The sequence below is a fragment of the Allomesorhizobium aridi genome (assembly GCF_043769475.1).
GTDB lineage: Bacteria > Pseudomonadota > Alphaproteobacteria > Rhizobiales > Rhizobiaceae > Allomesorhizobium.
In genome coordinates, this window is record NZ_CP171729.1 from 4790054 (window position 1) to 4803558 (window position 13505).

Sequence of the window (13505 nt, forward strand, 5' to 3'; positions counted from 1 at the left end):
CGAAGGCCGGCAATATCGGTCGTTGCCCGGTCTCTTCGGTCTTCCAAAAGCGGACCTCGATGGCGTCAACGTCGCGCGCGAGGTCACGCCATTTCCCTGCTCTGCCAACGCGAACCTGACGCCCGCTTTCGGATACCAGTAGTAGGGGTAAGGATCCGGATAATAGCGGATCGGCTCCCACACATAGTCCGGCTCATAGAGCATTTCCGGCGGATATTGCGGGACGTAGATCACCTCAGGGCTGGCCGACTTGATGACGAAATTGTCGTTCTCCCTGACCACCTGTATCTTGTCGTCGGTCTTGATGACGCCCTTGGCGACCGCCTCGTCGCGCAGCTGCTGGATGGCCACCAGCACGTCCTTCTGCTGGTAGGCGATGGCGTCGCCGAGCGCTTGAGTCCATTCGAGATCGTCGCTCATCATCCTGACGACCTCGGGGTAGTTGAGCAGCGAAACCACCGAGCCGTCCCAGCTCTCCTTCGGCTTCAGGCTGTTGTCCTTCTCGTACCGGTCGAGGAAGCGCGCCGCCTCGACGATCTCTAGCGGATAGAGCGCTGCCGCCGTGATCACTGCGATCAGTTCGTCCGGATAAAGCGCGATCCGCGCAACCAAGACCTCCATCTCGTCCGCACTCAACGGCTCCGGCGAGGTCGTCGCGTCGGCGGATGCGTCAGCCGCTGCAACCTGCTCTTGCGCAATGACGTGTGAGGTCGAACTCAACCCGGCGAGCAGCAGCACCAATGCCGCAGCGCCTGCCTTCAAAATGCAATTGCTCGTCATGGATCGATCCTCCCTGTCTCTGTCCCGGCAGGCTTGCGGCCGCTTTCTATTTCTGCGGGAACAGGAACGTGATTGCGGTACGGAAGCCAAAGCCCTCGGGTCCGCTGCCCGGGCTCTCTGCCCAGTAGCGAACACCAGCCTGCAGGCTGACCGGGTGTTCGCCGAACTTGACCAGCTTGCTGACGGTGAAGTTGACCGGCACCGACCATGATTCACTCTCCCAGTCATAGGTAGACTCCGTGTTGAGCGCGAAGGTCCAGGCGTCGGGCGTCGTGTAGGAGATGAAGGGCTGCAGGAAGGTGGCGTTCACGTCAATGCGGTTGTCATCGCCGGCGAAGGACCAGATGTGGTTGGCCAGGATGCCATAGGTCCAAGGACCGCTTTGCTTGAGAGCTACACCAGTCGGCCCGGCACCCCACTTCTCGCTGCCGAGCAAGGGGTCGGTGCCGGTGGGCAGCAGGAAAACCGGGCCAACACCCCAGATGATGCCGCCGGGGCCGGGCGCCTTGGGAGAGAAAAACAGGCTCTGCACGGTATCGCCCAGGCCGAACTGATCGCCGGACGGCCCGACGATATCCTCCTGCCAGACAACGGGCACGATCGTGCGCGAGATCATGTTCCAGTCTTCGTTGAGCGATATCGGGATCACCGGCTGGATATTCAGCGTCACCCTGTCGCCATCGTTCGGCCCGAAGCCGCTGTCGTAGTTGAACTGGAACGGCACGCTGATCAGCGACGCGATCGGATTGGATAATTGCTTCGCAAGGTCGGCGTCCTGGGCGGAAGCCGGGCTTCCTGACGCGAAAGCGGAGACCGCCAGGGTGGACCAGAGAACGCGGGCAAGTGATCTCATTTCAGAACCCTCCTTGAAACGCCCCCGGTCGCTGATGAAGCGCGCGCCGGGGGCGTTTGTCGACAATGCATTATTCAACCTTCTCAAAATCGCCGGGCTTCCAGCTGTAGTTGATGGCAGCCTCTTCCGGCCCGTAGAGCCGCAGGATTGCAAAGAAACCACGTCCGGGAGCGGTGGCCAGCCAGTTAGCCTCCTGCCCCCCAAGCGCCTTCGGTCCGATGTAAAGGTCGGTCGTACCGTGGGTGTTCTGGACCGGCCTGTCGCGCGAGCCGAGCGAGGGGAAGCGCCGCGCCTCGGTCGCCAGCCCCGAGGCGTTCTCGGCCTCGTAAAGGGTCAGCGACCAGAAGAGCCCGGCTGGCACGTCGGGCGGCAGGGTCACTTTGTAGGAGGCGTCGCCGGACAGCCGGTCGCCGTTCGCATCGTTGAACGCGATCGCATAGAAGGCGCCTTTGCCCGGCGTTAAAGATACCATCCCCGGGCTGATCGAATAGTAGTCGGTGAACATCCAGACGCGCCGCTCTATCGCAGTAAAGCCGCCCGCCTTGTCGCGCCAGGAGAGGTCGATCGACTTCTCCTGTCTGGGCTCGGCCGCGTTGTTGATCGGGTTGGTCCAACGTCGGTCCGGCCAGACCAGGAGAGACTGCCCATTCACCTCCTCATTGATGCCGATAGCTCGACTCATCTTGTAGGCGGTTTTGGCGGCGGCATCGAGGATCGCGCGCGTCTCGGCGTCGGGCTCAAAAGGCTGGCCGGCGACAAGGCCGACATTGGCGAGCAGCCCCAGCCCATCAGACCGGCGAGGTTCGTGCCTTCTTTGTCGAGCAGCAATTTCAACTGCTCGAAGGCGCTGCCCGCTGCTGAAGATGATGCCGTCGCGAGCGGCAAACGCCAGACTGCCTCTTATGCGAGGTCCGGCCATCTGGATCGCTTCCAGTTCCGCGCCGAGGACCGCGTTGCTGAGGTCTTCGATCCGACGAATGTCGAAGCGATGCCAGAAGCGTGCGCCGCGATCCACGATCAACAAAGACTTGCCACCTCGACCTTTGCGTCACTAGCAAGGCAGAGTAAGGCATTCCATGAGCGGCCATCTATGCTGGCCGGCTGGCCGCGATGAATGCGTTCGAAGCGGTGCCGCAGGCGCGTGACAAGAGCCTCGGGAAGGCGACGCGGATGGAAGCCGGTGCCACCGAGCATCTTTCGGTCCAGAACCAGCTCCTCCCGCGCGGCCTCTTCCTGCAACTGATCGGCTTGGCGATGACCGCTCATGGCGCGAGTTGCTCGTTCCGATCAACAAAGCGAGTGGCAGCTTCCCACCAACCACAGCCGCCCATAACTCCTCCAACGGCGACCTCCGCACGGTCCCAGGGCCGCCACCATAGTCAGATCTCAGTTCCCTCTGCGAGGGTCAACGCATCGTCGATGACCTTCGCGGCGCGCCGGCAGTGGAGATAGGATGAAGGTCAGAGACTGCTAGTTCGGTGGCAGACTGACTCCGCGGCCGCAGGCGACGAACTCTATTCGGTCATGTCATCCTTCGGTCTCGGCGCCCGTCTCTTCACCATTCCCGGCCGCGGTGGCACAATGCCGCCACGGTCGTTCCTTATGCCGACTTCGCCGCCAGCCGCCTCAACGCCGCCAGCCCGAGCGCCGGCCCGGGCGCCAGCATCAGGAAAACATACTGCGGTCCGGCGGTTTCGATCAGCCAGGCAAGCAGCGCGATCGAAACGATCGTGATCGAGAAGCCGATGCAATTGACGATCGTCAGCGCCGAGCCGACGAGCCTTGGCGGGGCGAAACGGGCGTTGAGCGTGGAGAATTGCGGCGAGTCGCCGGCAACGACCACGCCCCAGAACAACAGGAAGGCGAGGAACACCGGCAAGGGCGCCAGGAACGCCAGCGGCGAGACGAGGCAGCACAGGCCGGACGCCGACAACTGCATATAGGCAACGCGCGCGCTGCCGATCCCGCGCGACAGGTAGCCGCCGACCGTGCAGCCGAGAAAGCCGGTGGCGATCGCCGCGAAGCTCCACACCGAAACCGTCGCGCCGTCGCTGCCAAGGCGCGCCGCCAGCAGCACCGGCAGGAACGCGTAGAAGGCGTAGAGCTCCCACATATGGCCGAAATAGCCGGAGGCCGACGCCCGGAAATCGGCGGAGCGGAAGATCGTCGCGAATGCGGCCGGGTCGAATTTCGCACCCGCCCTGAGATGCGGCCCGTCCGGCACGAGGAAAAGCATCGCCAGACCGCCGGCGATCGATACCGCCGAGACCGACAGGATCACGCCCTGCCAGGACAGATCGCCACCCAGACCGCGGATGAGATGGGGAAGTGCCGTTCCGAGCACCAGCGCCCCGACCAGCCAGCCGAGCGCGAGCCCGAGGTCGCGGTCGTACCAGCCCGACGCGATCTTCATGCCGACGGGATACATGCCGGCGAGAAAGAAGCCGGTTGCGAACCGCGCCGCGAGCAGGGGCAGGAACTCGCCGCCGCTCGCCAGCGTCGCGGCATTGGCCGCCGCGCCGGCGAGCGTGGAAAGGAAGAAGATGATACGCGGCGAGTGGCGGTCGGCGATCGCCACCCAGGCGAAGATCAGCGTGCCGGGGATGAAGCCGAGCTGCACTGCGATCGTGATGTCGCCGACGGCGGACGCCGGCAGGCCGGCGCTGCGCTGCAGGTCAGATATTACCGCATTGCCGGCGAACCACAGCGATGTCGCGGCGAACTGCGAGATGACAATCGTCGGCAGGATGCGTGCAGGAACGGCGGGCAAGGCGAAATTCTCGTCATGATGTCTTGAATGGTTCCTAACACGCTCCGCTGCGCGGCAGCAGCGACAGGAAATATATACAATTTCGTATAATTTTCCTTAGTAACTCTGAGAGGGAAGTCTCTTAAACTAATTAACTAATCTGAAGTTCCGGAATTCATGCTCGTCCACTTTCCTCCGAGTAGCCCCGGCCCTGCCGTCGCCGCGGACCAGGCGAAGGTTGCGAGCCTTCCAGGCTCAGGCCGGGATCAAGGGTAAAGAGCTCCCGCGCGCGTCCCACGCCACGCAACGCGAACCGGCCGACTGAAACGAGCTTTTCCCGCTCCTCGCCAAGTAGCAGCTCGGCGAACTCCGATGAGCAAAGCATATTGCGACCGGCCGACTCGCACATGGAGCTGATCCGGCTGACCTCATTGACCGGCTGGCCGACAACGGTGAAGTCGAGACGGTCCGGAGTGCCGATATTGCCGTAGAAGACCCGGCCGACGTGCAAGCCCAAGTGAATGTCGGCGACAGAAAGACCATCGTTCTTGCGGCGTTTGGCAAGCCGCAGCAGCCGTGTGCGCATGTCGCGTTCTGCCTCCACCGCGGCGCGACAGGAATATTCGGGCCGCGAACTGGTGAAAATGGCCAGGACTCCGTCTCCGATCAGTTTCAGGACATCGCCGCCGGCGGCCTTCACCGCGCCGATGACCGCTTCGGCGTAATCATTGATCAACGGCACGAGTTGATCGTTTTGAACTGACTCTGAAAGGTTCGTGTAGCCGGTAATGTCGGAGAACCAGAGTACGGCGTTGATCCTCTTCACCGAGCCGTGGCGGATGCCGCCGCTTAGCACCTGGCGGCCAGGCCCCTGGCCAAGATATGCCTCAACCAGCGTCTTGGTGAGCCTTGTCTGCGCAGCCGAGCGAACCGCCAACCCTAGAAGCGGAGTAAGCCGGGACAGAACACCGACCTCCTCATCCGAGAATCCGCCCGGGCGCGCTGTGGTCCAGCGGGCATAGAAGGCGTCGACGTCCTCCACCCTCATCGCCTGCCGGATACGATAGACGAACGCAAGATAGTCCGTCTGACCGGCATCGCGCAGTTCTTCGATCGCCGGAAAGCCGCGCGTTTCGCCTGCTTCGAGCCGGCAACGTAGGGTCAATTCACGCCGCCGCAACATCTGCAGAAATGGGCTGCGCTTCCACAACTCCGCCCCCTTGCCCTCACGGCTCGACGGGTATTCTTCTTCGCGGAAGCTGATCGACTCGTCCTCGTCCCAAAAGAAGGCGCGCGCCTCGTGCATCGGGTGCAGCGTGTCGATCATCACGAACGCCTTGCCGAGTGGCAGCCCTGCTTCGACGCAACGCTCGCAGAAGGCCTGTACCAGCGATTCCTCGCTGCGGATGCCAAGCAGCCCAGCCTCCGCGAGCCAGGTGGCAATGTCATCGCAATCCCTAATTTTCATTGACGACGATAGCTTCCCGTTGCACCGCCAAAGCGGCGTGAGGGTGTTTCATATCACATGCGTCGTCAATGGAGCACAAGCACGTCAATCGATGGCATCTATCTCCCTCAAATTCGTCGATGGTGACCTCAAGAATGCTCTCCGTCTCCGCGCACAGTCGGGTCTGGATCGGGTCGGCCGAAGCGCTGAGGGTTCGTATAGCCGCGAAAAAACTGTTCGCGCGCGTGAGCGTATGTTTCTTTCATAGGGTACTTTCTTCGCCTTTATGCACGCCTCAATGGAGCGACGTGAGAGCTGACAAACGAGGTCGGGGGAACGCAGGTCACACTGCGATCACAGCGCGCCAAAACTTCCCGGCCATCATTTGTTGTGATCAAAGGTCAAACTGCGTAGGTGTCATCTGCATATCATGGTTTCGTTCGTTCAAGACCATATGAGGAGCACCCGCGCAGAGCGGGGTCTTGTGCACCGAGTCCGAACCAAGCACATGCGGTGCCTGAATGTCGGCCTTTGAGAATGCAAGGCTCGAAGCTGCCATTCCGTTTTCGGCCCCAAAACTGCCGGTCCGTAGTGCGCCCGCATCTCTGCCGTTGAGGTCAGCTTTGCCGCTGCCTGAAAGCGGACGTCAGGGCGACCACGCTGGAGGTCGCGGTTGCGCGCCACGAGCTGTCATCGCCGCGCCAATCTCCGAACGTCGCGTTAGGTCCGAATGCGGTCCGGCAGCTTCAGGCTACGGTTCTTCAGGAGCGGACATTCAGGTCGGCTCGGGCATCGTCGTGACCTGACCCTTTCCAGACTCTAGGTCGCTTTTGGCGAGGACTACTGTGTGACCTGAAGCCGACATATGCATCGGCAAATTTTCCCGAAAAAACGTTGAGAACGCCGCCTCTTGCCCATCATTTGTGGGTTCTTGCCACGCTCGGCCCAAGGGTCGGGTAGCAATTACTACTTTACAAAATTTTGTAACTATGTGAAGTTAGCTGAAATCCAGAGCAGGCTGACCCTTGACAGTAGAACGCTTCGCAACCCGTCTGAACTCCTTTGCGTCGAAGCCGCGGGCGGAGTGGCCTGATCTGTCCGGCAAGCCCACTGTTTTGCAGATGGCGACGCGCGCAGCCAAAGTTGCCGGTCTGACGGACCTCGATCTGAATTATCCCGACCATATGGCGGAAAGGCCTTCAAAGCTGGCCCGTATGCTTGGCGATCTTGGTCTTTCCATCAATGGCTTCGCCATGCGCTACTATTCCAATCCCGCCTTCAAGCTCGGCGCCTTCACCAATCCGGATCCAGCGGTGCGCCGCGAGGCGATCGACCTGACCAAGTCCGGCATCGATGCCGCCCGTGAGGCGGGGGCTGATCTGATGACGTTGTGGCTCGGCCAGGACGGCTTCGACTATGCGTTTCAGGTGGATTACGAGACGCTTTGGCAACACGAGATTGACGGGCTGCGTGAAGTGGCCGCGCATGATCCAGCCTGCAAGATAAGCCTCGAGTACAAGCCCAACGAGCCGCGCTCCTACAGCCTGATGCCGGATGCGGCAACGACGCTGCTGGCGATCGCCGAGGTCGGACTGCCCAATCTGGGAGTGACGCTGGACTTCGCCCATGTGCTTTACGCGGATGAGCAGCCGGCGTTCGCCGCTGCACTCGTGGCGCGCCGCAGCAAGCTTCTAGGCGTGCACCTGAACGACGGCTATGCCAAGCGCGATGACGGTCTGATGGTCGGCGCGGTGCACACGCTGCAGACCATCGAGTTGCTTCGCCAGATCCGCAAGGACGGATACGCCGGCGCCATCTATTTCGACACCTTCCCCGACATGACCGGGCTCAACCCAGTCCACGAATGCGAGGTCAACATCGCGACGGTCAAGCGCATGCTTCGGGTCGTCGATCGTCTCGAGCAGGACAACCGCCTCGCCGATGCCATTGACCGCCAGGACGCCGTTTTGACGCAGGCCATCGTCCAGGAGGTGATGCTCGGCCCGGACGTTCTGACAGATCGACGCGACCGTCGATCCATTTCTTTTCAACCAGGGAGGACTTTACGATGAAATTTCTGCTGACCACCGTTGCCGCCGGTTTCATGGCTTTCAATGTCGGCGCGGCCTTCGCCCAGGATCTCGCGCCGCTCAACTCGGACACCGAGAAAGACCGCATCGACTGGTCGCAGCTCGAGGCCAAGTTCGGAGCATTTCCGAAGCTGCCGGACGGAACCAGGGCCGGCGCCGTCTCCAAAACGCTGACCAACGAATATTGGCGGTCATTGGGCGAAGGCTACAAGACGTTCGGCGACAAGATCGGAGTTCCGGTGGTCTATCAGGCGGCGCAGAGCGAAGGCGACCAGCTTGGGCAGCTTACCGTCGCTGAAGGATTGGTCACCCAAGGTTACAACGTTCTACTGGTCTCTCCTCAGACCGACTCGAACCTGCAGCCGATTATCGAGCAGGCCAAGGCTGCCAACGTTCCCGTCGTCAACGTCAACGATGCCGTCATACCGCAAGCCGAGCACTATGTAGGCAATGTGCAGCGTGACAACGGCGTGCGCGTGGCCAAATGGTTCATTGCAAACCGGCCCGAAGGCGGCAAAGTCGCCATTATAGAGGGGCAAGCAGGGGTCTATGCGGCAGTGCAACGCACGGATGGCTTCAAGACCACGATTTCGGAGGGCGGCAAGTTCGAGGTCGTGGCCAGCGTACCTGGAAACTGGGATCGCCAGATGTCTTATGATGCCGCCACCAATATCCTGCAGCAGCACCCCGACCTGATCGGATTTTACGCCAACAATGACGGAATGGCTCTCGGTGTCGTGGAAGCCGTGAAGGCGGCCGGCCTGCAGGACAAGGTCGCAGTGTTCGGAACTGACGGCATCTCGGACGCCTACGCGGCAATCCGGGCAGGCGAATTGACCGGAACCGTCGACAGCTTTCCGGTGCTGACCGGCGAGGTCGCGTTGGAATCGGCGCTGCGCCTCGTCGCCGGGCAAAAGCTGCCTCGCGTCGTCGCGACGCCGCAGGCGCTGATCACCAAGGACAATGCCGACCTCTATTCGGGCGCCCCGGAAGACGTCCGCAAAGCTCTGCTCAAAGACGCGGAATCAGCCAAATAAAAACTGGCGCCAAGAAACATCGGGATGCCGGTCTTCGGGTCGGCACCCCGCTTGACCGAGAGCGGCTAAGGCATGTCGGCCATTCCCCGATTGAGATCGCGAACATCTCCAAGCTATTCCCGGGCGTGAAGGCGCTTGACGATGTTTCGTTCGAGATCGGCGCTGGCGAGATCCACGGGCTGCTCGGCGAAAACGGTGCCGGAAAATCGACATTGCTGCGCATCCTTTCCGGTGTGCACAGGCCGACAATGGGGGGCATCGAGATTGATGGTCAGCCCGTAACTCTGAAGAGCCCCGTCGCCGCTCGCACTGCCGGCATTGCGATGATCCACCAGGAGTTGCAGCAGGTGCCTCGTCTCAGCGTGGCGCAGAACATGTTTTTGGGGCGCCCCCTGACCCGAGGCGGCATCTTCGTCGTGCGACGCGAACAGGAACGGCGCGCAGCCGTTGCACTGGCTGCCATCGATCCAACAATCGATCCCGCAGTGCCTATCGGCTCGCTCAAGGTGGCGCAGCGTCAGATCGTCGAGATCGCCCGTGCTTTGCTCGACCGCGCGAAGATCGTTGCCATGGATGAGCCGACGTCGAGCCTCACCCCCAGCGAGTTTGAGCGCTTGGCGGCCGTGATCGCCAAACTCGCCGATGAAGGTGTGACGGTCGTCTATGTCTCGCACAAGATGGACGAGGTGTTCCGCGTCTGCCGGCGCGCCACCATCATGCGCGACGGCCGGATCGTCAATTCCGCTGACCTGTCGCAGGTGTCGGAAAAGGCCGTCGTCGCCATGATGGTGGGCCGCGAACTGGCGCTCGAACAGCAGCGATCGCACGCCACCGATGAGATAAGACTGAAGGTTCGCGACCTTGCCTCCGCAACCAAGGTCCAAGGCGTCTCCTTCGACCTGCATCGCGGCGAAGTGCTCGGCATAGCAGGGCTGGTCGGTTCGGGCCGGACTGAACTTCTGCGGCTTCTGGCTGGGGCGGATCGCGTCTCGTCGGGCTCGATCGAGATCGATGGAAAGCCGGCGCGCTTCGCCAGCCCAAGGGAGGCCATCGCGTCCGGCATCGGACTGGTGCCCGAGGAGCGCAAGCGCGAAGGCATCGTGCCGCTGCGCCCGGTCATCAGCAACATGGCGCTTGCGTCGATGAATGTCTTCGCCCGCCGAGGCTTCATCGACCGCCGCAGCCTAAAAAGGGTTGCCGCCGATAAGATGGCCCGAGTAAAGCTGCGCCCCTTCCTGCTCGACCGGCCAATCGGGCTGTTCAGCGGCGGCAATCAGCAGAAGGCGATCATCGGCCGGTGGCTGGCTGCGGGAACGAATATTCTGCTGTTCGACGAGCCGACACGCGGCATCGACGTCGGCGCCAAGGCCGAGATCTATCACCTGATCGAGGAACTCGCCGCCGAGGGCCATTCGATCATCGTCGTTTCGTCCGAACTGCCGGAGGTGATCCGGCTGTCGGACCGCGTGCTGGTGATGCGCGAGGGCACGGTCGCGGCAGTGCTCGATCGGACGCAGCTCAGCGAACAGGCAATCGCCGCGCATGCCATACCACAAACGGAAGTGCTGGCCGGCAAGCCCTTTGCAGGCCTGATTGCAAGCGAGCGGGGAAATTAGATGTCCGACATTACGGAAAACACCAACATCGCGTCCCGCCCAGCATTCCTTCGCACATTTTCCGCGCGCGACGCGGGAACGCTGATTGGGCTGGTAGTCATTCTTGCCGTATTCGGCGCGCTGGTTCCCGGTTTTTTCGCCGAGCGCAACCTCATCAACATTCTGCAGCAGTCGAGCATCAATGCGTGTCTGGCGCTTGGCATGACTTTGGTGATCATATCGGGGGGCATTGATCTTTCTGTGGGCCCGACTGCGGCCTTGTCGGCAGTCGTTTCGGCCACCATGCTGGTCGCCGGAGTGCCAATCCCCCTCGCCATCGCCGCCGGGCTGGCTATCGGCCTCGCCTGCGGCTTCCTGAACGGTGCGCTGGTGGCCCATGTCGGCCTGCAGCCTTTCATTGTGACGCTGGGCACGCTCAGCACTTACCGTGCACTGGCACTGATCTACACGGGCGGCAATCCGGTGCTCGGCCTGCCCGCCGGTTTCCGGGGCCTCTTCAACGGCTCGCTTCTCGGCATCCCGTTTGCGGTCATCATAGTGGCCGCAGTGGCGCTGGTCGCATGGGTCGTGCTGAAGAAAACACCCTTCGGCGAATATCTGCTGGCCGTCGGCGGCAACGAGGAAGCGGCCTATATCGCCGGCGTTCCGATCGCTCGCACCAAGATCGCCGCTTATATGATCTCTGGCCTGCTGGCTGCGCTCGCCGCGCAGATCCTGATGGGGCGCCTCGGCGCTGCGGAACCTATCCTTGGGAATCTTTGGGAACTCGACGCGATCGCAGCGGCAGCGATCGGCGGCGCCTCATTGATGGGAGGAAAAGGCAGCATCATCGGCACGGTGCTCGGCGCCATCATCCTTGGAGCGATGCGAAACGGTCTGACCCTGATGAATGTCCAATCCTTCTATCAGCTTCTCGCCACCGGTCTTATAATCCTCGCCGCGATGATGATCGATCGCGTGACGAGGGGACGTGGATGACAATGAACGGCATAGATCTGAAGGCGGTAGGGCCGAGAATCCGAATGATGATGCCCCATCTGACGCCACTTGAGGCGAAGGTTGTGGAAACGGTGTTCGGCCGGCGCGGCTTCGACGAGACCATCGCGCTCAAGCAGATTGCGGAAGAAGCCGGCGTGTCGGAGGCTATGGTGGTCAAGATCGCCAAGAAGTTGGGCTTCGCCGGTTATCGCGATTTCCGCACCGCGGTCTACGAATACACGCGCTCGCCTACAGCCGAGATGCATCAGGAACTGTCGACCGACGACACGTCGTCGGAAATCGTCCACAAAGTGTTCCGCACTTCGATCCAGGCGCTCGAAGAAACCTTGGCAATCCTCGACATGCACGATTTCGACCGTGCAGCCGATTTGCTCTATCAGGCGCGCCAGCGGGACTTTTACGGGGTCGGCGGGTCGGCGCAGATCGCACGCGACGTGTCGCACAAATTCCTGCGCATCGGCATCCGCACCAGCGTCTATGACGATCCGCATATGATGCTGATGTCGGCCGCGCTGCTGCAGCCCGACGACGTCGCGGTCGGCTTTTCCCACTCCGGCAACACCATCGCCGTCATTGACGCCATCCAATTGGCTAGAAAGAGCGGCGCCCGCACGATCGCTATCACCAACTACAACGCATCGCCGCTGGCCGGCGTTGCGGATGTGGTGCTGTGCTCGACTGCGCAAGGTTCGCCGCTGATGGGCGAGAACGCCGCGGCGCGCATCGCCCAGCTCAACATTCTCGATGCGCTGTTCGTCGCCATCGCTCAACGTGACTATCCGTCCGCCGAACGCAATCTGGAGCGCACCATGACGGCTGTCACGTCCAAGCGGAAAGACCGGATCACATGAGCCGAATGGCCTCGCTGGTGACAGTCTTCGGCAGCCTGCATTACGACATCACGGTCGACGCGCCCGACCGCCCGCGCAAGGGCGAGACGGTGGCAGGCAGGTCCTGGCTGCCGAAATGTGGAGGCAAGGGCGGCAACCAGGCCGTCGCCGCAGCCCGCGCCGGTGCGGCTGCAGCGATAATCGGCGCCGTCGGCAACGACGATTTCGGCCGCGTGCTGATCGACAACCTCGACAGAAAAATGGTCGATCGGCGTTTTGTCCGTACCGAGCCCGCAGCCGGTTCGGGCATGAGCGTGGCGATCTTCGACAATGAGGGTGATTACGGCGCCGTTATTGTTTCCGGCGCCAATTTGACATTGTCAGGTGACGATGTTGCCGCAGCCCACGAGGTGATCGCGCGAACCTCCGTCCTGCTGTTGCAGAATGAAGTGCCGGACGCGGCCAACGTCGCGGCCGCGCGTGCCGTTAAGGAGGCCGGGGGCCGGGTCGTTCTCAACGCAGCGCCGGCGCGCAAACTCTGCCAGGAACTGATCTCGCTGGTGGACATCCTCGTCGTCAACGCGATCGAGGCGGAAATGCTGGGGGGAACGCCGGTGATCGAGACGCTGCAAGGCGCGGCCAGCGCGGCGAGCTCCCTTCTCGCGCTTTGCCCAGCCGTCGTCGTGACGGCAGGCGGTGATGGCGTAGCCTTCGCCGACCGCGAAGGCCAGATGATTGAAATTGCGGCCATCAAAGTGCGGGTCGAGAGCACGCATGGCGCAGGCGACGAGTTCGTCGGCGCGCTTGCCGCCGCGCTTGCACTCGAAGAGCCGATCAAAAGTGCCCTTGACGCGGCGAATGAGGCCGCAGCGCTACTCGTGGGTACACCACTGGTCGAAGCCCCGGCGATAGGCTGACCTCGCCGTTTGGCGCCGACGCTGGATCAGTTTTCCGACGCTAAAGTCAATCATCAAGCGCGTGTACTATTGCTATGTCGGCGGACGCCCGGAAATGGCGCTTCTGTCTTATTCGGGCCGCACCAAGCCCACAGCGGCATCCATCCCGAGAAATGATGTGAACCAGATCCAAGATCGGCGAAGCGGC

General features: G+C 62.0%; 11 protein-coding genes and 1 pseudogene. 6 read left to right on the forward strand and 6 right to left on the reverse strand.

Annotated elements, in window-relative coordinates; all coding sequences use genetic code 11:
• Window positions 1-123 precede the first annotated feature (123 nt).
• The 6 genes and pseudogenes from ACG873_RS25705 to ACG873_RS25730 form a co-directional block, all read right to left on the reverse strand.
• Window positions 124-780, reverse strand: a pseudogene (locus tag ACG873_RS25705) (DUF3300 domain-containing protein); the annotation flags it as partial.
• A gap of 46 nt (window positions 781-826) precedes the next feature.
• The gene (locus ACG873_RS25710; RefSeq protein WP_394888602.1) at window positions 827-1633 is read right to left on the reverse strand and encodes a transporter; all 807 of its coding nucleotides are present in this window, start codon (window positions 1631-1633) and stop codon (window positions 827-829) included.
• A gap of 70 nt (window positions 1634-1703) precedes the next feature.
• Window positions 1704-2648, reverse strand: coding sequence for a DUF1214 domain-containing protein (locus ACG873_RS25715; protein WP_394893694.1), 945 nt, complete (start codon window positions 2646-2648; stop codon window positions 1704-1706).
• 2 nt (window positions 2649-2650) lie between these two features.
• Window positions 2651-2899 (reverse strand): hypothetical protein, encoded by a 249-nt coding sequence (locus ACG873_RS25720; protein ID WP_394888603.1) that lies wholly within the window; start codon window positions 2897-2899, stop codon window positions 2651-2653.
• 334 nt (window positions 2900-3233) lie between these two features.
• The gene (locus ACG873_RS25725; protein WP_394888604.1) at window positions 3234-4403 is read right to left on the reverse strand and encodes an MFS transporter; all 1170 of its coding nucleotides are present in this window, start codon (window positions 4401-4403) and stop codon (window positions 3234-3236) included.
• Window positions 4404-4557: 154 nt separating this feature from the next.
• Window positions 4558-5850 carry an adenylate/guanylate cyclase domain-containing protein gene (locus ACG873_RS25730; RefSeq protein ID WP_394888605.1) on the reverse strand — a complete coding sequence of 431 codons (1293 nt, stop codon included), beginning with the start codon at window positions 5848-5850 and terminating at the stop codon, window positions 4558-4560.
• A gap of 1004 nt (window positions 5851-6854) precedes the next feature.
• Here ACG873_RS25730 and ACG873_RS25735 point away from each other — a divergent pair.
• From ACG873_RS25735 to ACG873_RS25760, 6 genes are all read left to right on the forward strand, one after another.
• Window positions 6855-7901 carry a TIM barrel protein gene (locus ACG873_RS25735; RefSeq protein ID WP_394888606.1) on the forward strand — a complete coding sequence of 349 codons (1047 nt, stop codon included), beginning with the start codon at window positions 6855-6857 and terminating at the stop codon, window positions 7899-7901.
• Entirely contained in the window at window positions 7898-8956 is a 1059-nt protein-coding gene (locus ACG873_RS25740) for a substrate-binding domain-containing protein (RefSeq protein ID WP_394888607.1), read from the forward strand. The genes ACG873_RS25735 and ACG873_RS25740 overlap by 4 nt, the downstream gene beginning before the upstream one ends.
• A gap of 125 nt (window positions 8957-9081) precedes the next feature.
• Entirely contained in the window at window positions 9082-10572 is a 1491-nt protein-coding gene (locus ACG873_RS25745; RefSeq protein ID WP_394888608.1) for a sugar ABC transporter ATP-binding protein, read from the forward strand.
• Window positions 10573-11550, forward strand: coding sequence for an ABC transporter permease (locus ACG873_RS25750; protein ID WP_394888609.1), 978 nt, complete (start codon window positions 10573-10575; stop codon window positions 11548-11550).
• The gene (locus tag ACG873_RS25755; protein ID WP_394888610.1) at window positions 11547-12422 is read left to right on the forward strand and encodes a MurR/RpiR family transcriptional regulator; all 876 of its coding nucleotides are present in this window, start codon (window positions 11547-11549) and stop codon (window positions 12420-12422) included. Before ACG873_RS25750 ends, ACG873_RS25755 begins: the two co-directional genes overlap by 4 nt.
• The gene (locus ACG873_RS25760; protein WP_394888611.1) at window positions 12419-13318 is read left to right on the forward strand and encodes a PfkB family carbohydrate kinase; all 900 of its coding nucleotides are present in this window, start codon (window positions 12419-12421) and stop codon (window positions 13316-13318) included. Before ACG873_RS25755 ends, ACG873_RS25760 begins: the two co-directional genes overlap by 4 nt.
• Window positions 13319-13505: the final 187 nt, after the last annotated feature.